This is a genomic window from Neomoorella sulfitireducens (genome assembly GCF_024733845.1).
GTDB classification, from domain to species: domain Bacteria; phylum Bacillota; class DSM-521; order Neomoorellales; family Neomoorellaceae; genus Neomoorella; species Neomoorella sulfitireducens.
The window spans coordinates 84,489-105,640 of sequence record NZ_JANRHG010000003.1; the positions used below are offsets into that span (position 1 = coordinate 84,489).

The window sequence follows — 21,152 nt, forward strand, 5'->3', positions numbered from 1 at the left end:
CATGTTTCTCCTGGTAGGAGCTAGCACCCGGTCGCTGGCGGAATCGGCCGTCTATTCCGGTTTTGCGGTGATGGCCATCGACTATTTTGGTGACGCTGACCAACGCCTGCTGTGCCCTACCATAGGGTTAAAGACGGATCTGGGCCTGAAACCTTCTGTTAAACGCCTGCTCCAGATCGCCGGGGAAGTAAGCGACAGGGAACTCCAACCCCGTACTCTCGAAGGGGTGATTTATACCTCGGGTCCGGAAAATCACCCGGAAGAATTGCAGCTGTGGGAGCAGCGAGGTTTGCTGGTCGGCAATAATACTTCTACCCTGAGGCAGGTACGGGACCCCTGGCAGCTACGACGAGCCCTCCGCCTGATCGGGGCTTTGACCCCTCCCTTTTACGCCGTTGAGGAGTGGAAACCTGATTGGGCTGCCGGAGGATGGATTATTAAACCCATTGCCGGCGGCGGCGGGCACGGTATCCGGCCCTTGGAACGGGATAAAAAAGGAGCCCTGGCCCAGCTCGCAGCCCTGGGGGACAAAAGCAGTTTTATCATCCAGAAATTGGTCTATGGTATTCCCGCTTCAGCGACCTTTATCGCCGACGGGCGGCGGTCGTTTTTGCTGGGCACCAGCCGCCAGCTGGCAGGGCCGGCTGGACGGGCGGCCGGGCCTTTTACTTATGCCGGCAATATCGTACCTTTATCTTTACCTGCCAACCCGGGGCTGGCCCTAGAAACACAGTTAGCCATGATTGCCGGCCATCTGACCGCCACTTTCGGTTTAAGAGGATTGAATACCCTGGATTTCATCGTCAATAGGGACGGTATCTGGATATTAGAGGTTAATCCCCGCTGGTCGGCCTCGGTGGAACTTATCGAAAAATGGCGCCGGGAACTGCTCTTTCCCCTTCACCTGGCCGTTTGCGGTAAAAACACCGGGGAAAGCCCGGAGGCCGGGTTTAACCTTCCGACCAGGGTTATTGATAACGGCTCCGGCAGGTGCTTCTGGGGCAAAGCCATAGTTTACGCCCGCCTTCCTTTGCAAATAGATCCCAAGGAAGAAATAGAGCATCTTTACCGGCAAGGGTTGCGGGATATACCTGTACCCGGGACCATAATCGATTGCGGTCAACCTGTTTGTACCGTCCTGGCCAGGGCGGAAAGCGATTACTCCTGCTGGCGGGAGCTACAGGTGCGGGCGGCCTGGGCGCGCAGGGTTCTGGGCAAAACCTTCCCGCGCAACGATCATGATCTCGACCACGGGCCGGGGTATTGCCAACAACTTTCATTATGGGGTGATGGCTCTTGAGCAGCATTGCCGGTTTTTTAATCACTGTCCGCACGGCCAGGCAGGGCGTAGCCATGGTCGGCGGCAAGTTAAGCCCTGAGTACCAAAAAGAAACGGCTACCCTGGAGGTAAACGCCGCAGTATTATCCGCCCTGGGACTGGCCCCCGGCCAGAGGGCCCGTTTGCGGAGCCCTTTTGGCGAAGCCGTCGTCACCTGCCGACCGGCGGAAGTGCCCGCGGAGCTTTTTTTCCTCCCCCTGGGCCCCACCGCCAACCTGTTAATAGGCACCGATACCGGGGGAACCGGCGTTCCCTGCTTTAAAGGTTTAGAAGTTAAACTGGAGCCGTATCACGGGGCGACTGCCGGAGATGAACAATAATAAGTCGGGGAGGGGGAGAACGATATGAGTATCCATAAGGATGTTGTCTGCACATTTTGCAGTTGCCTCTGCGATGACCTGGAAGTCGAGGTGGAGAATAATCAAATCACCAGGGTCAAAAGCGCCTGCGCCATAGGACGTAATAAACTCCTTCATGCCCGGTCCAACCTGGCCCGGCTTACTGCCGGGAATAAAACTGTTTCCCTTGACGAAGCCCTGGATATAGCCGCCGGTATCTTGAAGCAGGCCAGGTTCCCCTTGATTTACGGCTTGAGCAGCACTACCGTAGAAGCCCAGCGCGAGGCCATAGCCATAGGCGAACTAATTGGCGCTACTATTGATAATCCCGCCTCGTATTGACACGGCCCGGGCGTTATCGCCCGCCAGCAGGTAGGGCTGGCTTCATGTACCCTGGGAGAAGTAAAAAACCGGGCCGACCTGCTAATCTTCTGGGGTTGCAATCCCATGGAAGCCCATATGCGCCATTTCACCCGCTATTCAACACTGGCCAAAGGGCTTTTTACGCCCAGGGGCCGCCAGGGGAAAAAAATAGTGGTAGTTGACGTCAGGCTTACTCCCACTGCCAGGGCGGCCGACTATTTCCTGCAAATAAAACCCGGTACCGATTTTGAAGTATTTAATGCCCTGCGGGCCCTGATCAAAGGTTTGCGCCTGGGAAATGTAGATCCCGGTACGGGTACCGTAGCCGGCGTAACCCTGACCGCCTGGCAGGAACTGGCGCAATTAATGCAAAGCTGTCGCTACGGGGTAGTCTTTTTCGGTATAGGTACAACTATGAGCCGGGGTAAGGAAATGAATATCGAACTCCTGTTAACCTTAATCCGGGAACTCAACCGGTATACCCGTTTTTACGCCATACCCATGCGCGGCCACGGCAATGTTACCGGCATCAATCATGTCCTGACCTGGCAGACCGGTTATCCTTTTGCCGTCAACTTTAGCCGGGGTTATCCCCGTTACAATCCGGGCGAATTCAGCGTGGTGGATATGCTGGGGCGCCGGGAGGTTGATGCCGCCTTTATAATCGCCACCGACCCGGGCGCCCACCTGCCCCGGGCTGCCGTCGAACATTTACAAAAAATCCCAACTATCGTTCTTGAACCCCATTGCAACCTGACAACCCCCTGGGCGCAGGTCGTCATACCCGTAGCCCCGGCGGGAGTCGGGGCAGCCGGTACCTTTTACCGCATGGATAACGTGCCTTTGCGCGTAAAGAAACTTGTTGATTTCCCCTATCCGTCCGACGAAGAAGTTTTGCGGGCGCTGAAGGAGAGAATCGCCAATGCTTAAAATCGTCAACGGCCAGGTTTACGATCCTATCAACGGGGTCAGGGGAGCAGTAAAGGATATTTGCATTACCGGCGGCAAAATTGTGGCGGAGGAAGGGAATAAACCAGCGCGGCCGGGGTGTGACGGGGTTGAAATTATTGATGCCAGCGGTTTGATTGTCATGCCCGGGGGCATAGATATCCATAGCCATATCGCCGGTCCTAAAGTTAACAGCGGCCGCCTGTTATGCCCCGAGGATCACTATGACTACTTTACCGTTGCAACCCCGTGGCAGCGCTCAAGTACGGGCTACACCACTCCTGGCACTTTTCTTACCGGCTACCTGTACGCAAGGATGGGCTATACCACTGTCTTTGAAGCTGCCGCCCCGCCCCTTAAAGCCCGCCACGTCCATGAAGAACTCCAGGACACTCCCCTGCTGGATACAGGTTGTTACACCCTGATGGGCAATAATTATATGGTGATGAAAGTTCTCAGCGATCCTGACGGTTCCCGCCGGCAGGAACGCCTGCGCGAACTGGTGGCGTGGCTGCTGGGCAGCAGCAAGGGGTACGCCGTCAAGGTGGTCAACCCCGGCGGGGTGGAGAACTGGAAGTGGGGCCGGGATAAAGTAGACCTGGATACACCCGTACCCCCCTTCGATGTGACACCACGGCAGATATTATTGGGGTTAGCGGGAGCCGTCGAAGAGTTACGGCTCCTCCACCCGGTACACCTTCACGCCAATCACATCGGCCAGCCGGGCAACTACCGGACCACCCTGGCGACCATGGGCGCCCTGGCAGGCCGCCGCCTGCATCTGACCCATCTGCAATTCCATGCCTATGAAGCTACCCCCAAAGGCGGTTTCCGGTCGGCCGCCCCGCAGGTCGCCGGGTATCTGAACGAACACCCGGAATTTACCTGCGACGTCGGGCAGATTATTTTCGGGCCGGCCACCACTATGACCGCCGATGCGCCCTTGCAGTTCAGCCTGCACCGGTTGACCGGGAATAAATGGGGTAATTGCGATGTGGAGATGGAAACAGGTTCCGGCGTAGTCCCCCTCGTTTACCGCCCGCAGAGCCTGCCCAATGCCATCCAATGGGCTATCGGCCTGGAGCTATTCCTCCTGGTCACCAACCCCTGGCAGATTTTCTTAACTACTGACCACCCCAACGGCGGGCCTTTTACTGCTTATCCCCAGGTAATCCGGTTGTTGATGGACGGCGATTATCGCCGGGCGCAAATGGAGCGCCTGCATCCTAAAGTTAAGGACTATACCCTCCTGGCGGAACTTGACCGCGAATACACGTTAGAGGAGATCGCTATCATCACCCGGGCCGGCCCGGCCCGGGCCCTGGGGTTAAAGCACAAGGGACACCTGGGCGCAGGTGCCGATGCCGATGTAGCGATTTACCGGCCCCAGCAGGATAAGGAAGCCATGTTCGCCCGGCCTGTGTATGTAATCAAGGGCGGGAAAATCGTTGTCCGCGACGGTCAGGTGGTTGATAGTTGTTACGGTAAGCGTTTTCTAGTAAGCCCCCCCGCACCCAATCGCTTACCGGAGGAGCTGGAAGAAGATTTTGCCGCTTTTTACTCTATATCTTTGTCTAATTATACGGTAGAAGATGCATATGTGGCCCGGCCGGAGGTGATCCCATGCGCTTAAACGGTGTAACCATCGAAGATACTTTCGCCGAAGCCTTTACCATGTACGGGGCAAGGGTAACCGTTACGGCGGTTAATGAAAAGTGGGCCGGCCATGCAGCCCGTGCTGCTACCGGCTTTGCCACTTCGATTATCGGTTGCGGGGTGGAAGCCGGCATCGAGGGCCCGGCCCTGTCTTCCCCCGACGGTAGACCCGGCATTGATTGCCTCTTTTTTACTACCTCCAAGGAAGATATGGAAAAGCAGCTTTTGAACCGTATCGGCCAGGCCGTCATGACCACCCCTACCGCCGCCTGTTACGACGGCCTGGTGCCAGATTACGGGCGGCAGGAACAACCTGCCGCCAGACTGAAGATAGGCGGCAAGTTGCGCTTTTTCGGCGACGGTTACCAGAGCAGCAAGGTTATCGACGGGCGGCGTTTCTGGCGCATCCCGGTGATGGAGGGCGAGTTTCTCGTCCAGGAAGAGTTCACCGTGGTCAAAGGGGTGGGGGGCGGGAACTTCCTTATCCTGGCCGAAACGGCGGCGGCGGCCCTGGCGGCGGCGGAAGCGGCTGTTGAGGCCATACACGCGGTGCGCGGGGTCATCCTGCCCTTCCCGGGAGGAGTGGTCCGCAGCGGCAGCCAGGTGGGATCCCGCTACAAATTCCTTAAGGCCTCAACCAACGTGGCATTTTGCCCGACTTTACGGGGGATCGCGGCTCAGACCATGCTCCCTCCGGGCGTCAACGCGGTGCTGGAGATTGTTATTGACGGGTTGACCCCGGAAGCGGTTGCCGAAGCCATGCGGGTGGGCATACGTGCCGCCTGCCTTGAGGGCGTAAGGGGCATTTCCGCCGGCAATTACGGCGGCCGTTTAGGAAAGCACCTCTTCCCTTTACGGCAAATTTTGCAATGAAAGCATCATCGGATGTGGGAGATGAGAGTGTGCCGGTAAGAATTACTTTATTTCTCAAACAAACACCCCCGGTACCTGTAGAAGCAGAAAGCATCAATCCGGAGAGCGTTACCGCCAAAGATCGCCGGGAAATTGAAGATCTTCCCCTGTGGGTTGGTAATAGCAAGGAAAGGGTGGGCGATTACTTTCGCGTAGAAGTGGAGGAAACAGAAGCGCAACAGGATGACGATAACGCCCCGTTGGCAACCCTGCACCTGGTTGGGGACCTGTCCCGTTTCAAGCGGCTGGGTTGGGGCATGAGCAGGGGAGAGATGCTTATCCGGGGAAGTGTAGGGCCCCATACCGGCGCCTTTATGCGCGGGGGCACCCTGGTTATCCAGGGGCAGGCCGGGGACTGGCTGGGAGCCCATATGCAAGGCGGCAAAATCCTGGTGCAGGGATCGGCCGGGAATTTTGCCGGCGCCGCTTACCGTGGTTATAAGACGGGAATGCAAGGGGGGACTATTATTATCCGGGATGACGCCGGGCAGATGCTGGGTGCCCGCATGCGCCGGGGTGTGATTGCCGTCGGCGGTAACTGCGGTGACTTCGCCGGCTTCGGGATGGCTGCCGGGACGGTGGTAGTGCGGGGAGCGCCCGGTTTACGGGCAGGAGCACAGATGCGACGGGGTACCATTATCCTGTTGCAACCCGGCGAGCTATTGCCCACCTTTTATTATGATTGCACCTATGGACCTCTCTTCTGGCGCCTGCTCTATAATTACCTGCAACAGGAGGGTTTCGCGCTGCCCCCGGATTACAGGGAAATGAGTTTTAAGCGTTTCAGCGGCGATGCCAACGAAGGGGGAAAGGGGGAAATCCTGGTATGCCAGTCCCTAAATTAAAAGCCGCGCCATCTCTGAGTCCCAATCTCCAGGCCCTGCCCCTGGTCCGGGAAATGCTGGCCAGGCCGGATCAGCTCCGGGTGGAAGTCTATATCCTAGATAAGGTTACCGTGATCGACTGCGGCGTTCAAGCCCCGGGGGGATGGGAAGCAGGCCGCCTTTTTGCCGCTATTTGCCTGGGGGGCCTGGCCAGGGTGGAGTTGCACTGGATGAATTTTGGCGGCTGGCAGTGGCCGGCGGTGGAAGTAATGACCGATCACCCGGTACGTGCCTGCCTGGCCTCCCAGTATGCCGGGTGGGCGATTAAAAAAGAAAAATTTTTAGCCATGGGTTCGGGACCGGGACGGGCGGCAGCTCGAGTAGAAGATCTATTCCAGGAGCTGGATTATGAAGATTGCTCCGGCCCGGCCATTGTCTGCCTGGAAAGCAACCGGCTCCCGTCGCCAGAGGTAGCTGAATATATTGTGCAAAAATGTAAACGCAGTCCGGCCGATGTCTATATCCTGGTAGCTCCTACAGCCTCGCCCGCGGGCTCGGTGCAGGTTGCCGCCAGGGCGGTAGAGACAGGCCTGCATAAGTTGAAGGAACTGGGTTATGATCTGGGGCTTATACGTAGCGGTTGGGGTATCTGCCCTGTACCACCGGTGGCCGCGGGTGACCTGGCGGCCATAGGCCGGACCAACGATGCGGTGCTTTACGGATCGATAGTTCATTATAATGTCGAGGATGAGGACGATAATATAGCTTCTCTGGTGACCAGGGTTCCCTCCCGGGCCTCCCGCGATTACGGCCAGCCCTTCGGGGAACTGTTCCGGCGTTATGGCGACTTTTATAGCATCGACCCCTTTTTATTCAGCCCGGCTGAAGTGTGGGTGAGCAATTTGAAAAGCGGCCGCACTTTTCATGCCGGTTCCGTGCGCCCGGACATCCTGGCCTCCTCTTTCGGGCTGGCGGAATGAAATACCCGGGAGTGATAGCAGTGGGACTGGCTAGCAGGAAGCAGGAAAAACTCCGTATTGGCATCCTGGGAACCTCCCGGTCTACCCATGTTCAGCTTTTAGCTGCGGCTTTACAGAGCCTGAAGGCAGAGGTGGTCTTGATTTCTCCCACGCGCCTGACCGTTCATATCCCGGGACCGCTGGCCGTAGAAGCAATGCCGGGGAGTGAGCCCGGGCTGGAAACCCTCAATGCCCTGCTGGTCCGGTCCCTGCCGGGAGGCTCTTTAGAGCAGGTGATTTACAGGGTAGATGTGCTCCGCCGCCTGGAAAACCTGGGTCTAACCGTGATTAACCGGCCTGCCGTGCTGGAGAAGACGGTTGATAAGTTTTACACCTCGGCGCTACTGGCCGATGCCGGTTTACCGGTGCCACGGACGCTGGTGACCGAACAATTCACCCGGGCCCTGGAAACGGTTAAAGAGCTGGGCGCCGTGGTAGTAAAGCCCCTTTTCGGCTCCCGTGGCCAGGGCATGGTGCTGGTAGATAACCTGGATGTAGCCTACCGCGTCTTTCGGGCTCTGGAACTGGGGCGCTATATTTATTACCTGCAGCAGTTTTTACCCCATGCCAACGAAGATTTTCGCCTTTTAGTAGTTGGCAAAGAAGTGGTCTGTGCCATGCGCCGCCGCGGTAACAGCTGGAAAACCAATATCGCCTGCGGGGCCGTACCTGAACACGTAAACCCCGACCCGGCTTTATCCCGGCTGGCCCTGAAAACTGCCGAGGTATTGGGTGCCGATTACCTGGGAGTGGATATTTTGATCTGCAATAACCAGCCTTATATCCTGGAGGCCAACGGCATACCTGGCTGGAGCGGCCTGCAGTCGGTGGCTCCTGTTGACATCGCCCGTGTCATCGCCGGCTATGCCGTCGATAAATGCCTGGAGAAAGAAAAGATGGGCTATTCCAGGAGCCGCCGGGTATCAAAATGGAGTTAATAAGGAAGGAAAATTATGCCTGAATGCGATTTTCGCCGGGATATTGCCTGGGCGGGACAGGCGGCCTGTATCCTCGAGGCGGCTGCTCCCAAGGTAGGCAATGTCAATCGTTTTCATGACTTTGCTGATTGTTCCCTGGAAGATTTTCTCTTGAGCGCCCTGGCCCTGGGGCAGCCCCTGGGCCGTGCTCACCGGCAGAGTGTAGGCGAAACCGTGCTCCAGGCCATTGCCGCCACCCGCCGGGTGGTAGCCTCGAACACTAACCTGGGCATGGTCCTGCTGATGGTTCCTCTGGCCAAGGCGTGGGGCCAGATGACAGACGGCAGTTATCATCCTTACCCGGTAGGAAAAGGCCGCAGTAAAAAAGAGCTAATGGCTGAAGTAAGCAAGGTACTCAATGGCCTGACTGTTGAAGATACCCGGGCGGTGTACGAAGCCATCCGTTTAGCGACACCCTCAGGGATGGGGCAGGTAGAAGCCCACGATATTTACCGGGAGGAAGTGCCGCAAATAACTTTACTGGCAGCTATGCAGCTGGCGGCAGGCCGGGATCTGATAGCCGGGGAATACGCTACCGGTTACCGGCTGACTTTTGCGATGGGTGGTCCAATGTTGCTCCGGAGTTTGCGACAGGGCCTGGAGTTGCCGGAGGCCATCGCCCAGACCCACCTTTACCTGTTGAGCCGCTACCAGGATACCTTAATCGCGCGGAAAACGGGGAACGAGGCAGTCACAGAGGTGCAGCACAGGGCCCGGCAGGCGTGGAAGGCGGGTGGATGGACTACTGCGAACGGACGTGAAGCTGTTAAGCAATTAGACAGCTGGTTGCGGCAACAGGGAAAAATGTTAAATCCGGGCGCCACCGCCGATATAACTGCAGCTGCCCTTTTTTGGTTGTTGCTGGAGGGTGGCCCGGAGTTCTGGCGCCGGAGCCGACCGGCAGCAGGATCCAAATGAGGGGGAAGGAGGATATCCTTGGACAGCGGTAAGCAGCGGCATCACGGCCCGCGCCTCCTGGTAAGCGTCATCAACCTTGATGAGGCTGTGGCAGCCAGCCGGGGGGGTGCGGATATAGTTGATATTAAAAACCCGGCGGAAGGCCCTTTAGGGGCTCCGTCCCCGCAGGTTACCCTGGCTATTTGCCGGCATTTGCAAGCGACCATCCCGATTAGTGTAGCCCTGGGAGAGTTTCCGGGAAAGCCCTGTGCTGCGGCCCTGGCGTCGCTAGGGGCGGCGACCTGCGGGCCTGATTATCTAAAAATCGGTTTCCCGGGTTCCACCTTGCCCCGGGAAATACTTGCCACTCTGAAAGAAATAACCCGGGGGTTAGTTTCCTGTTTTCCCACTCCTCCCGGGATAGTAGCCGTGGCTTATGCCGATACCCTGGCTTCCGCTTCCTGGACTTTGGAGCAATTTACCATGATGGCCCGGGAAGGCGGGGCGACAGGCTGCCTGGTAGACACCTGGGAGAAAAATGGAACTTCCCTGATCCAGATCCTATCCCGGGAGCAAATTTGTGATTTTATAGATAACTGCCACCGCCAGGAACTCTTATGCGGTCTTGCCGGTTCCGTGCAACCCGGTCACCTTTCTTCCCTCGCTCAACTAGGCCCTGATATCATCGGTATTCGGGCGGCAGCTTGCGGCGGTGACCGCCTCCGGGGACGGGTGACCGCGGCACGGGTGAGCTATCTTAAAACCCTTCTCTTTACCAATCTGGACCCCGAGGCGGGGATAAGCTTATTGCGGGCAAGACCGTTTTAGGTTCTTACCAAAATGATTACTGGGGGACATTTACTTGCGCGTTTTGATTTTTGAATATTTTTCAGCCGGGGGAACTACCGGGAGGGATAAGGAAGAAAGCCTGCTCCATGAGGGTTTCTCGATGTTAAACGCCGTCCTTAGCGATTTTGCGTGCATTCCCGGCTTAGAGATTCTTACAGTACTTGATAGTCGTTTACAGCCGTTGGTTACAAGCGCTCCGTATGCAGGACAGGTACACGCGTTGGTGACAGATAAAGATTCCGGCGGGCCGGTCGAGTTGCAACCCTGCCCGCAGGAAGACGGGGGAACTCACCTTGATGAAGAAAAATGGCGAGGAGCTTTTGCAGAAGCCCTGGAGCAGTGTGCAGGAGCACTGGTTATTGCCCCGGAGACGGGAGGACTTCTGGCCCGGCTGACGGCTCAAGTTGAGCGCCGGGGGAAAATCTTACTCGGTTCATCGGCCGAGGCAGTGGCCACGGCCGGCGACAAGGCTCAAACTTTACAGCTGTGCCGGGAGGCCGGGCTTTTAACCCCGCACAGTGAAGTCTTTTCTTCACCTTTGCCTTCCGGGTTAACCTCCCGGCTAATTAATCGTTTCCCGGTGCCGGCGGTGGTAAAACCGTTGGACGGCGCCGGCAGCCAGGGAATTACGGTTGTAAGAGACCCGCACCGCTGGGAAAGCGCTTTAAAGAGGGTGGCTGCCACCTCCAACCATCCCTCCTTTCTGGTACAGGAGTATGTAGCCGGGGATCCGGTTAGCGTGAGCTGCCTGGTAGTACCGCCGTATGCAGAAGGCCCCGGTGCCGGTAGTCAACCTGGAGCAGGTACGGTTTTGCCTTTGACCTTGAACCGCCAGATAATCTCCGGCGATAACCTCGATTTTATAGGCGTCGTGGCGCCCTATTCCCATCGCCAGGCCCAGGTGGCGCTGGATATAGCACGGCGGGCCTGCGAGCTTATCCCGGGGCTGGCCGGCTATGTAGGGGTAGACTTGGTACTCAGTTCAATTGGCCCGGTAGTTATGGAGATAAATCCCCGGGTTACCGTGGCCTATGTAGCCCTGCGGGAAGTAGTTAATGTTAACCTGGCCCGGTATATTCTGGATGCCTGCCTCAAGCACCGCCTGCCTCCCCTGCCGCAGATTGCGGGGCAATTCACTTACCGGGTAAGCGCAGGGAAAAACATAACCTAGCGGGCTGCTGCTCAAGGTATTTTACTTGCAAGTGAGGGGATCTTTTTGCCGGTAGTTATGGGATTGGATATCGGTGGGGCCAATACCAAGGCCTGCTGGCTGGAGATAAAAGACGGGCAGGTTATCCGCGTCCATGGGGAGTCGATTTATTATGAAGTCTGGCGTGACCCGGAAGGCCTGTACGGGGTTTTGGAAAGGCTGAAGGGGCAGGCGTGGCGATTTGGCTCCGGCCGTGCACCCGGGGCGGTAGGTTTGACCATGACTGCCGAGCTGTGCGATGTTTTCACCTCTAAGGTCCAGGGAGTTCGCTTGATCCTGGCGGCAGCGCGGCAGGTGTTCACCGGGACACCGGTTTATGTCTGGACTTTAAATGGAGATTTCGTTAGCCTTGCCGGGGCAGAAGAACAACCCATGGAGGCAGCTGCTGCCAACTGGCTGGCCAGCGCCACCGCTTTAGCTCGTTCCTCCCGGGTGAAGGATACCACTGCCCTGCTGGTGGATATGGGCAGTACCACTACGGATATACTGCCGCTGTCCCGGGGCAGGGTGGAGGTTTACGGACGAACTGACGTTGAGCGGCTGGAACGGGGGGAACTCGTCTATACCGGTATAATCCGGACGCCGGTCAATACCATAACGGGCAGTGTATTTATTAATGGCCGCCCCTGCCGGGTGACCGGCGAGTATTTTGCCATTACGGCTGATGTTTACCGGTTTTTGGGATACATCCGGGAAGAAGATTATGTGGCGGCGGTTCCTGACAACGGTGCGCGGACCCCGGGAGGCTGTGCCCGGCGCCTGGCCCGGGTGGTGGCCTCTGAGCCCGAAGTCCTGGGATGGAGTGGGATATATGCTGTGGCCCGTTATATAGTGGAGAAGCAAATCCAACAGGTAACTGAAGCTATCTGGCAGGTACTCTCCCGCAGCCGGGGAACAAATGGCATCTGGTGCCCGGCATCGGGTCACCGGATGCTGCCACGGCAGGGTGAGGAGGGGGGTAGCCGGCGGTTTTTGGGCAAAGAACCGCCGCAGATGGGGCCGCCGGGAGGACGGGAAACAGGACCGGGATTGACGCCAGAAGGACAGGAACCGGCAAAGGGTTGGCCGCCGGGTTGGCCACGGCGCTTGATAATGGCCGGCCAGGGGATTTTTCTCCTGGAACAAATAGCAGGTCGTCTGGGCTGGGAAGCTATTCCCTGGTGGGAACTGGCGCCCGGCAGTCAGGGTGAGATAATAGACAATGGCCGGTGGGAGAGATATGCCCTTACTGCTTATGCCGTTGCCTGGCTATTGGCCTCTCAATTAGAAACGTGAATTTTAGAGAAGGAGGGGCAAAGTTGCGGGCGTTAACTGTGGTTAAGATTGGAGGAAGCCTGGTTTATCACGAAGGGGGCCGGGTCCTGGGCCGCTTGGGCAAAGAAATCGCTCGTTTATCGATGTCATATTCTTTAGCCATCGTGCCCGGCGGGGGGCCTTTTGCCGAAGTCGTACGGGAGTACGGGCAGAAACTGGGTCTGGGGGAATCTACCTGCCACTTTATGGCCTTATCCTCCATGGACCAGTACGCCTATCTTTTGCGGGAATTTATACCCGGCAGCAGGTTGCTAGATCTGGGGGAAGAGAGGACGGGCAGTCAATTAATAGAGCTGGCATCATCTTATCCAGTTATTCTGCTCTGTTCCAGGTTAATAAGCCGCGTGCCTCCGGAAGATTTACCCCTTTCCTGGGATGTTACTTCCGATTCCATTGCTGCGTATATAGCCAGGGTGTGGAAAGCTCGTTTATTGGTCTTATTAAAAAGTGTAGATGTGGTTCCTGAGATTAAAAATACAATTGTCGATCCCTTTTTTAGTCAAGCCGTACCTCCTGATCTTCGGGTATGGATTGTTAACGGTCTTTATCCCGAGCGGTTGGCCAAACTTTTGGAAGCAGGTCAAACCGAGGGAATTTATTATTGAACGATAAAACCACCTTGCATCACCCGGCGCTTACGTGGACCTGAGCGGTAAAAATATGGTTTCTTACAGGAGCCGGATTGTACACCTTATGGAGGTTGACTTGACAATGAATGTAAAGTCTTTTCGGCTTATACCGGTAATTGACATGAAGGATGGGCTGGTAGTACACGCCCTCAGAGGGGAACGGGAAAACTATAAACCCATAAAAAGTGTATTAACCAGTTCGGCAGAGCTTGATATGGTTATAGAAGCATTTGTTCGCAAGTTTGGCCTGCGGGAGTTTTACCTGGCCGATCTGGATGCTATTGCCGGCGATGGACACACCCGGGATGGACAGACCGGAAATTTAAACATTTTAGCCCGGATTATACAGCGGAACAGGGAAATAACCGGTTACATGGGAAGGATTTCTTTCATGGTTGATGCGGGAGCCGGCGATGTGGTTGGCGTCGAGCAAGTCTTGAAGGCAGGAGCCGATCAAGTTGTTATCGGCACGGAGACCTTGATTTCCCTCTCCCACCTGGAGGCGATCATCAAGCGATATAGTTCCCGGCATATAATTGTAAGCCTGGACAGCCGGGAGGGGCGTATTATCAGCGCGACTCCTGAACTTGCCGATCTTACCCCTCCTCAAGCATTGAGACAGCTAAGGGGGCTAGGGGTTAAAAAATTTATTCTGCTGGAACTAAATCGGGTAGGTACCGGAGCCGGCCCTGACCGCCGGCTCATCCGGGAATGTATCGCCGCTTTAGTAACGCCTGATTATCAATCAAGCAATAGTTTTCTCCTGGTGGGCGGTGGAGTTTCGGGATTTAACGATTTGCAGTGGCTTGCTAACGCCGGGATAGACGGGGCTCTGGTAGCCACAGCCCTCCATAATGGAAGTCTTACCTATCAGGACATTAAGGCCCTTAAACACCGAACCCATTAGCGAATATTTGTTTCTTAAGAAGAGGTACCCGAATATCGCCCGAGAGATATAAAGCTACGTCACCGGGGTGGCTCGTGCTCGTTTATTCCGCCGGCGATACAAAAACAGTCCGCTGGTGGTCATAGATTACCATGCCGGGCTTAGCACATGAGGGTTTACGGACGTTTTTCACCAGGGTGTAATCTACCGGTACCTTGCTGGATTGGCCGGCGCGGCTGTAGCGGGCAGCCAGGCGGGCGGCCATTTCCAGGGTGGTAAAAGGCACTTCTTCCAGGCCGCCGGTACGGATAATGACATGGGAGCCGGGAATGTCTTTGGCATGGAGCCAGAGGTCGCTTGAAGCGGCATATTTTAAGGTCAGCCAGTCGTTCTGGCGATTATTTTTGCCGACCAGGATTTTAAAACCATCGGGTGAAGTAAATTCCAGGGGCCGGGAGGGCCGGGCGGCCTCTTTTTTATCACCCTTTTTTCCCGGCTTTTCTTTTTCCTTTTCTTCCAGCAGGTACCCTGCCTGGCGCAGCTCCCGCCGGATTTCCGCCAGGTCCTCAAAACTTACGGCCATACTCAAGGCCTGGGCTATGCTTTCCAGGTAGGCTATTTCGGCGCGGGTTTGTTCCAGTTGCTCTTTAGCTATGCGGGCGGCATTCTTGGCTTTGTTATAGCGGTGAAAATACCTCCGGGCGTTTTCCGCCGGTGTGAGAGCCGGGTCCAGCTCGATGGTCACCATTTCACCTGCAGGGTCGTAAAAGTTGTTAACAGTTAAAGCGGCCTGCCCTTTTTCCAGCCGGTAGATATTGGCGGTAATGAGTTCCCCGGCGAGGCGGAAGTTTTCTGCCTCGGCAGCTTCAGCTACTGCGGTCGCCTGCAGGCCTTCTTTTTTATAGCAGCGTTTCAATTCCCGGTCGAGGATATGCTCCAGGCTGCGCCGGGCCCCCTCCAGGAGCTGTCGTTCCCGCCGGGCCTGGTAAAAACTGTCGCAGGCGGCCGAGGGAGTTGGGAAAGGCTGCTGGGGTAACCCCTCGTACTGGTAAGGCTCATAGGCGGCAAAGGCCAGGGGTTGCCGGTCCCGGTCCATAACGACAACGGGATGCCAGGCCCCGGGCTCAGTAGCAGCAATAATATCCCGCAGGGCCTGGTAGATGCGGGCCAGCTCGTATTCGCCGCAGCTATCCAGGGTTGTCCCGGCCGGCATCCCGGCGCGGCAGGAAATTTCCCGTGCGGTTTCCGGCCCTATGCCCGCGAATCTGGTCACCAGCAGGCGTTCCAGGGGTGTATCCCAGGGGTTTTCCCACAGGAGGCTGGCAAAGGTTTCGGCGTCAAGGCTGCGGGGATCGGCCTTAACTTGAGCCGGCGGCGGGACATAGGGGCGCCCGGGCAGGACTTCCCGGTGGCGGCTGACGGCGTGGGTGTAACGACGGGCAGCGTCAATAATGCTGCCCCCGGGGTTAAGAAGGATGATATTGGAGTGCTTGCCCATGATTTCAATCAATAGCACCCGCGTTCCCGGCCGGCCCAGTTCATCGGTCGTCTGAAAATGTAATGATAGGACCCGCTCCAGGCCCGGCTGCGCGACGGACGCCAGGATACTACCCTCCAGGTGCTTGCGCAGGACTATGCAGAAAAGGGGCGGGGTAACGGGATTGGTGAAGGCGGCCGCCGTAAGATGCACCCGGGCCTGGTCGGCAAGGCTACAGAGGAGGAGTTTCCTGGTGTCGCGGCCTTTACGCAGGTGGAGAATGATGGTTTCCTTTTCCGGTTGAAAGATGCGGTCAACCCGGCTGCCAGCCAGCCCGGTTAATTCTTCCTTAATGGCGGCAAGGAAAAGCCCGTCAAAAGCCATTATATCTCGCTCCTTTCCCCTAGTATACCATGCCCCCCGGGTGGCGGGAAACTCCCCGGCCGGCTGTTCTTTTCTTCCAGGGACAGGCATAGACTGATGGTGATTCCGGGAGAAAGAAAGGAAGAGGGGAATGCAGTCACGCCTTTGGTACCAGATGAGTCCTCACGAAGCCCTGGAGGTTTTGCAGTCAGACGGTCAGAGGGGCCTGGCGGGGGAGGAAGCACGCCGGCGCCTGGAGAAAGCCGGTCCCAACCAGCTGAAGGCCAAACCGAAGGAACCACCTTATATAATTTTCTTAAACCAGTTTCGCGATTTCATGGTCCTGGTGTTACTGGCGGCTACGGCTGTTTCGGCCTTTCTCGGAGAACTTGCCGATTCCGTAACTATTATGGCCATTGTGGTTATCAATGCCTTCCTGGGCTTTATCCAGGAATACCGGGCCGAACGTTCCCTGGAAGCTTTAAAAGAAATGGCGGCGCCGGAGGCCCGGGTGCGGCGCGATAATGAGGTGCGGCGGGTACCGGCCCGGGAGGTCGTCCCCGGCGATATTTTACTCCTGGAAAGCGGTGACCGGGTGGCGGCCGATGCCCTGCTCTTAAAAGCAGTTAATCTCCAGGCCGATGAGGCGGCGCTGACGGGGGAATCGGTGCCGGTCAACAAAAGGCCTGGGGCCCTTACGGGCACGGTGGCCGTCGGCGACCGGTACAATATGGTTCACCAGGGGACGGTGATCACCAGCGGTCGCGGCGAGGCTCTAGTGGTAGCCACGGGGATGGAAACGGAAGTAGGCAAGATTGCCGGCCTGCTCCAGGAAGTAAAGGATGAAGAAACCCCTTTACAAAAGCGCCTGGCTGCCTTAGGCCGCTGGCTGGTGCTGGCCTGCCTGGCCATCTGCGCTGCCGTGGTCGGCTTCGGCACCTTCCGGGGCGAAGAGTTGTACAGCATGTTCCTAGCAGGGGTAAGCCTGGCGGTGGCAGCTATTCCCGAGGGCCTGCCGGCCATCGTTACCGTCTGCCTGGCCCTGGGAGTACAGAAGATGGTACAGCGCCAGGCTATCGTTCGCAAGCTACCGGCCGTAGAGACCCTGGGGTGTGTTACGGTGATTTGTTCGGACAAGACCGGGACCCTTACCCAAAACCAGATGACCGTACTCCGGGTCTGGGCTGGCGGCAGGAGCCTGGCGGTAAGCGGGAGCGGCTATAATCCCCGGGGTGAGTACCTGGACCGGGACCGGCGGGTGAACGTAGAAGGGGACCTGAAGATGCTCCTCAGGATTGCCGCCCTGTGCAACAACGCCGTCCTGCAGAAGGCAGGCCTGGCCATTGGCGGGTGGCTGCGCCGGGACGACGGCCGGGAAAAGGGCGGTGAGGGAGGAAAGAACGGTTTTCTCAGCAAAATCTTTGGCGGCAGCAACGGCGGCACCTTTAGTATCAGCGGCGATCCTACGGAGGGCGCCCTGCTGGTGGCAGCTGCCAAAGGTGGCCTCTGGCGGGAACGGCTGGAACGGGAAGAACCCCGGGTGGCCGAAATTCCCTTTGATTCCGGCCGCAAGCGCATGAGCGTTATCTGCCGGGCCGGCCGGGGCTTAAAGGTTTATGTCAAAGGGGCCCCGGATGTGATCCTCGACCTCTGTGACCGGATCCTGGTGGACGGCCAGATCCTGCCCATGGATGCCGCCCGGCGCGAGCTCATCAGAGCCGAGAACGAGGCTATGGCCGGGCAGGCCCTGCGGGTCCTGGCCCTGGCTTACCGCGACCTGGAGGCGGGGGCGAAATTAAATGAAGAAACGGTAGAAAAGAACCTTATCCTGGTGGGCTTAATGGGTATGCTGGACCCGCCGCGGCCGGAAGCGGCAGCGGCCATCCGCGCCTGCCACCAGGCGGGAATTAAAGTGGTTATGATTACCGGTGACCACCAGGTAACGGCCCAGGCCGTGGCGCGGGAACTGGGCCTGCCTGCAGGAGAAGGCCAGGTTTTAAACGGCCGGGAAATGGAAACGCTAACCGATGCCGAACTGGCCCGGGTGGCACGGGAAATAAATGTCTATGCCCGGGTTTCGCCCCAGCACAAGCTGCGCATCGTCCGGGCTTTAAAGGCCGGCGGCCACATTGTGGCCATGACCGGGGACGGGGTCAACGATGCCCCGGCCATTAAAGAGGCCGATATCGGCATTGCCATGGGACGCAGCGGCACCGACGTGGCCAGGGAAGCTGCCGCCGTGGTCCTGGCCGACGATAACTTCGCCACGATTGTGGCCGCCGTGGAAGAAGGCCGCGGTATTTACGATAATATCCGCAAATTTATCCGTTACCTGTTATCCTGTAATATCGGCGAAGTATTTACCATGTTCGTGGCAGTTATCAGCGGCCTGCCCCTACCTCTCTTACCCATCCAGATACTCTGGATGAACCTGGTTACCGACGGCCTGCCGGCCATGGCCCTGGGATTGGACAGCAAGGAGCCAGACGTCATGCAGCGGCCGCCCCGGCCACCCGGGGAAAGTGTTTTTGCGCGGGGCCTGGGCAGGGGCATGGCCGTCCTGGGCCTCCAGATCGGCCTGGCTACTTTGGCCGTATTTATCCTGGGCCTGTACCTGGGCAATGGCGATTTAGCCACCGCCCGTACCCTGTCCTTTACCACCCTGGTCATGGCCCAGCTCTTCGCCGTTTTTGAATGCCGTTCCGAACATCATTCACCCTTTGCGGTGGGGTATTTATCCAATCCTTACCTGGTTATGGCCGTGGCCTGCTCGGCTACCATGCAGCTCCTGGTAATTTACCTGCCATTGCTCCAGGCCGTATTTAAAACAGTACCCTTAAACCCTTTTCACTGGGGTATAGTTATCGCGGCGGCCGGGTGGCGCACCATCCTCCACGCCATATATTACTACCTGGTAGCCCCGGCCAGGCGCCTGGTATGGCAGAGGTAAAATAAAGGTGGTAAAAATTGAAGGGTAATGTTAAAATAAGAGCATCAAATGCCATGAGATAAGGGTGATTGCCGTTGCATTTTGTGAAGATGCATGGCCTGGGAAATGATTTTATCCTGGTAAACGCCCTGGAAGAAAACTTGCCGGGCGATTTAGCCGGTCTTGCCCGCCAGGCCTGCAACCGCCGTTTCGGTATCGGCGCCGATGGACTTATCCTCGTACTGACATCAGAAGTGGCGGATATAAGGATGCGGATTTTTAATCCCGACGGCAGTGAGCCGGAGATGTGCGGCAACGGTATCCGCTGTTTTGCCCGCTATGCTTATGAAGCCGGCCTGGTGCGGGAACCGGAAATCAGGGTAGAAACCCTGGCCGGGATTATCAAACCCCGGCTTATTCTCAAGGACGGCAAGGTAGCCGGCGTCCGGGTAGATATGGGCGAGCCCCGCCTGGAGCGAGAACTAATTCCCATGGCCGGGGAAGGTTCCCCGGTGGTGGACGAGCCGGTGCCGGTGGATGGTATCACCTGGCGGGGAACCTGCGTGTCCATGGGAAATCCCCACTGCGTTTTCTTTGTAGCAAATGTGGCCGGGGCTCCCGTGACGGAGGTAGGCCCGGCAGTCGAAAACCACCCCCTCTTTCCCCGGCGCACTAACGTCGAGTTTATCGAAGTAATGAACCGGGGCGAGTTGAAAATGCGCGTCTGGGAACGGGGAGCCGGGGAAACCCTGGCCTGCGGTACAGGTGCCTGTGCCGCCGCCGTCGCCGGGGTATTGACCGGACGCAGCAACCGGGAAGTGACGGTTCACCTGGCTGCCGGCGATCTGCAGATCGAGTGGTCGCAGGAGAATAACCATGTTTATATGACCGGGCCGGCAGTAGAAGTCTTCCGGGGAGATTTCCCCCTTTCCGGCGATTAAACCGCCCCTGAAGGTGGCGCAGAAATAGCATTTATTCAGGCTACAGTTAAAAGGGCGGGAGCGCCCAAAATGATGCCATTATGGTAAGGAGGATAAATATGCAGGAAGCCAGGCGTATCCGCGAGTTACCACCTTACTTATTTGCCCGCATTGAGAAGAAAATCGAAGAGGCCCGGGAACGGGGAGTCGATATCATCAGCCTTGGTATCGGCGATCCCGATATGCCCACCCCGGGCCATGTCATAGAAAAGCTGGTCGAACAGGCCCACAACCCCGAAAACCATCGTTATCCCACATCAGAAGGCATGCTGTCTTTCCGCCGGGCCGTGGCCGATTGGTATCGCCGGCTTTACGATGTGGACCTTGATCCCCGCCGGGAAGTAGTAACCCTCATCGGGTCCAAAGAGGGTATCGCCCACATATCCTTCTGCTACGTTGACCCCGGCGACATCAACCTGGTGCCCGATCCCGGCTATCCTGTCTATCACATTGGCACCCTGCTGGCGGGCGGGGAATCCTACTTTATGCCCCTCACGGCAGCCAATGGCTTTTTGCCTGATCTGCAGGAGATTCCCAGCGACGTCGCCCGCCGGGCCAAGCTGATGTTTATTAACTACCCCAATAACCCTACCGGTGCCGTGACCGACTTAAAATTCTTCCGGGAAGTTGTCGAGTTTGCCAAAAACTATGACCTCATTGTTTGCCACGATGCCGCTTACAGCGAGATTACCTACGACGGCTACCGCGCCCCTTCCTTCCTGCAAACCCCCGGCGCCAAAGAGGTCGGCATTGAATTCAACTCCGTTTCCAAACCCTACAATATGACCGGCTGGCGCCTGGGATGGGCCTGCGGCCGCGCCGACGTCATCGAAGCCCTGGGCCGCCTCAAGTCCAACATCGACTCCGGCGCCTTCCAGGCCGTCCAGTATGCCGGCATTGCCGCCCTGACGGGGCCCCAGGAAGGCCTTGCCGAGGTACGGCGTATTTACCAGGAGCGGCGGGACATTATTGTTGACGGCCTTAACTCCCTGGGCTGGCAGCTTGAGAAACCCAAAGCTACTTTCTATGTCTGGGCGCCGGTGCCCAGGGGCTATACTTCGGCCGGGTTTGCCGAGACGGTCCTGGAAAAGGCCGGTGTGATAATTACCCCGGGCAACGGCTACGGCAGCTATGGCGAGGGTTATTTCCGCATCGCTTTAACTATCAGCAAAGAGCGCATGCAGGAAGCAATTGAACGCCTGCGGCGGGCTCTGGGTAAAGTGGAGTTTTAGAAGGAGCGGG

The 21,152-nt window shown here is 57.4% G+C and carries 19 protein-coding genes; 18 read left to right on the plus strand and 1 reads right to left on the minus strand.

What is annotated here, in order from left to right; genetic code table 11:
- Position 1 precedes the first annotated feature (1 nt).
- The 15 genes from NWF31_RS04825 (at position 2) to NWF31_RS04895 (ending at position 14,182) form a co-directional block, all read left to right on the plus strand.
- The gene (locus NWF31_RS04825) at positions 2-1,300 is read left to right on the plus strand and encodes an ATP-grasp domain-containing protein (RefSeq protein ID WP_258359380.1); all 1,299 of its coding nucleotides are present in this window, start codon (positions 2-4) and stop codon (positions 1,298-1,300) included.
- Positions 1,297-1,659 (plus strand): molybdopterin dinucleotide binding domain-containing protein, encoded by a 363-nt coding sequence (locus NWF31_RS04830; RefSeq protein ID WP_258359381.1) that lies wholly within the window; start codon positions 1,297-1,299, stop codon positions 1,657-1,659. Before NWF31_RS04825 ends, NWF31_RS04830 begins: the two co-directional genes overlap by 4 nt.
- Positions 1,660-1,683: 24 nt before the next feature.
- Complete coding sequence (locus tag NWF31_RS04835; protein ID WP_258359382.1) at positions 1,684-2,019, plus strand: hypothetical protein; 336 nt, start codon at positions 1,684-1,686, stop codon at positions 2,017-2,019.
- A 51-nt stretch (positions 2,020-2,070) separates the two neighbouring features.
- The gene (locus tag NWF31_RS04840) at positions 2,071-2,970 is read left to right on the plus strand and encodes a formylmethanofuran dehydrogenase subunit B (protein WP_422880244.1); all 900 of its coding nucleotides are present in this window, start codon (positions 2,071-2,073) and stop codon (positions 2,968-2,970) included.
- On the plus strand, positions 2,963-4,621 hold the full coding sequence (locus tag NWF31_RS04845) for a formylmethanofuran dehydrogenase subunit A (protein ID WP_258359383.1): 1,659 nt from the start codon (positions 2,963-2,965) through the stop codon (positions 4,619-4,621). Before NWF31_RS04840 ends, NWF31_RS04845 begins: the two co-directional genes overlap by 8 nt.
- Positions 4,612-5,517, plus strand: a complete 906-nt coding sequence (fhcD, locus tag NWF31_RS04850; RefSeq protein ID WP_258359384.1) for a formylmethanofuran--tetrahydromethanopterin N-formyltransferase — start codon at positions 4,612-4,614, stop codon at positions 5,515-5,517. The genes NWF31_RS04845 and fhcD overlap by 10 nt, the downstream gene beginning before the upstream one ends.
- A gap of 29 nt (positions 5,518-5,546) precedes the next feature.
- Positions 5,547-6,401 carry a formylmethanofuran dehydrogenase subunit C gene (locus NWF31_RS04855; RefSeq protein ID WP_258359385.1) on the plus strand — a complete coding sequence of 285 codons (855 nt, stop codon included), beginning with the start codon at positions 5,547-5,549 and terminating at the stop codon, positions 6,399-6,401.
- A complete protein-coding gene (gene mch, locus NWF31_RS04860; RefSeq protein ID WP_258359386.1) occupies positions 6,383-7,360 on the plus strand; it encodes a methenyltetrahydromethanopterin cyclohydrolase in 978 nt (325 codons plus the stop codon). The genes NWF31_RS04855 and mch overlap by 19 nt, the downstream gene beginning before the upstream one ends.
- Before the next feature lie 20 nt (positions 7,361-7,380).
- Positions 7,381-8,337 (plus strand): ATP-grasp domain-containing protein, encoded by a 957-nt coding sequence (locus NWF31_RS04865; RefSeq protein WP_258359387.1) that lies wholly within the window; start codon positions 7,381-7,383, stop codon positions 8,335-8,337.
- A 15-nt stretch (positions 8,338-8,352) separates the two neighbouring features.
- A complete protein-coding gene (locus tag NWF31_RS04870) occupies positions 8,353-9,294 on the plus strand; it encodes a triphosphoribosyl-dephospho-CoA synthase (RefSeq protein ID WP_258359388.1) in 942 nt (313 codons plus the stop codon).
- A gap of 18 nt (positions 9,295-9,312) precedes the next feature.
- Positions 9,313-10,101, plus strand: coding sequence for a (5-formylfuran-3-yl)methyl phosphate synthase (locus NWF31_RS04875; protein WP_258359389.1), 789 nt, complete (start codon positions 9,313-9,315; stop codon positions 10,099-10,101).
- Positions 10,102-10,135: 34 nt separating this feature from the next.
- The gene (locus NWF31_RS04880; protein WP_258359390.1) at positions 10,136-11,293 is read left to right on the plus strand and encodes an ATP-grasp domain-containing protein; all 1,158 of its coding nucleotides are present in this window, start codon (positions 10,136-10,138) and stop codon (positions 11,291-11,293) included.
- Positions 11,294-11,338: 45 nt separating this feature from the next.
- On the plus strand, positions 11,339-12,607 hold the full coding sequence (locus NWF31_RS04885; protein ID WP_258359391.1) for a hydantoinase/oxoprolinase family protein: 1,269 nt from the start codon (positions 11,339-11,341) through the stop codon (positions 12,605-12,607).
- A gap of 23 nt (positions 12,608-12,630) precedes the next feature.
- Positions 12,631-13,251, plus strand: coding sequence for an amino acid kinase family protein (locus tag NWF31_RS04890; protein WP_258359392.1), 621 nt, complete (start codon positions 12,631-12,633; stop codon positions 13,249-13,251).
- A 106-nt stretch (positions 13,252-13,357) separates the two neighbouring features.
- Complete coding sequence (locus NWF31_RS04895; RefSeq protein WP_258359393.1) at positions 13,358-14,182, plus strand: HisA/HisF-related TIM barrel protein; 825 nt, start codon at positions 13,358-13,360, stop codon at positions 14,180-14,182.
- Positions 14,183-14,264: 82 nt separating this feature from the next.
- Here NWF31_RS04895 and NWF31_RS04900 read toward each other — a convergent pair whose 3' ends face one another.
- Positions 14,265-16,022, minus strand: a complete 1,758-nt coding sequence (locus NWF31_RS04900; RefSeq protein ID WP_258359394.1) for an Rqc2 family fibronectin-binding protein — start codon at positions 16,020-16,022, stop codon at positions 14,265-14,267.
- Positions 16,023-16,152: 130 nt separating this feature from the next.
- On the opposite strand from NWF31_RS04900, the gene NWF31_RS04905 reads away from it, so the two are divergent.
- The 3 genes from NWF31_RS04905 to NWF31_RS04915 all read left to right on the plus strand — a co-directional run bounded on the left by NWF31_RS04905 (position 16,153) and on the right by NWF31_RS04915 (position 21,142).
- Positions 16,153-18,951 carry a cation-translocating P-type ATPase gene (locus NWF31_RS04905; protein WP_258359395.1) on the plus strand — a complete coding sequence of 933 codons (2,799 nt, stop codon included), beginning with the start codon at positions 16,153-16,155 and terminating at the stop codon, positions 18,949-18,951.
- Positions 18,952-19,025: 74 nt separating this feature from the next.
- Complete coding sequence (gene dapF / locus NWF31_RS04910) at positions 19,026-19,871, plus strand: diaminopimelate epimerase (RefSeq protein ID WP_422880241.1); 846 nt, start codon at positions 19,026-19,028, stop codon at positions 19,869-19,871.
- Positions 19,872-19,969: 98 nt separating this feature from the next.
- Entirely contained in the window at positions 19,970-21,142 is a 1,173-nt protein-coding gene (locus NWF31_RS04915) for an LL-diaminopimelate aminotransferase (RefSeq protein WP_258359396.1), read from the plus strand.
- The last annotated feature ends 10 nt before the right edge of the window (positions 21,143-21,152 follow it).

Excerpts from the sequence above, each read along its gene's own strand:
- NWF31_RS04825 (WP_258359380.1), top strand. The coding sequence starts at position 2 with ATGTTTCTCCTGGTAGGAGCTAGCACCCGGTCGCTGGCGGAATCGGCC.
- NWF31_RS04835 (WP_258359382.1), top strand. The coding sequence starts at position 1,684 with ATGAGTATCCATAAGGATGTTGTCTGCACATTTTGCAGTTGCCTCTGC.
- NWF31_RS04845 (WP_258359383.1), top strand. The coding sequence starts at position 2,963 with ATGCTTAAAATCGTCAACGGCCAGGTTTACGATCCTATCAACGGGGTC.
- fhcD (WP_258359384.1), top strand. The coding sequence starts at position 4,612 with ATGCGCTTAAACGGTGTAACCATCGAAGATACTTTCGCCGAAGCCTTT.
- mch (WP_258359386.1), top strand. The coding sequence starts at position 6,383 with ATGCCAGTCCCTAAATTAAAAGCCGCGCCATCTCTGAGTCCCAATCTC.
- NWF31_RS04870 (WP_258359388.1), top strand. The coding sequence starts at position 8,353 with ATGCCTGAATGCGATTTTCGCCGGGATATTGCCTGGGCGGGACAGGCG.
- NWF31_RS04895 (WP_258359393.1), top strand. The coding sequence starts at position 13,358 with ATGAATGTAAAGTCTTTTCGGCTTATACCGGTAATTGACATGAAGGAT.
- NWF31_RS04900 (WP_258359394.1), bottom strand. The coding sequence starts at position 16,022 with ATGGCTTTTGACGGGCTTTTCCTTGCCGCCATTAAGGAAGAATTAACC.
- NWF31_RS04905 (WP_258359395.1), top strand. The coding sequence starts at position 16,153 with ATGCAGTCACGCCTTTGGTACCAGATGAGTCCTCACGAAGCCCTGGAG.
- NWF31_RS04915 (WP_258359396.1), top strand. The coding sequence starts at position 19,970 with ATGCAGGAAGCCAGGCGTATCCGCGAGTTACCACCTTACTTATTTGCC.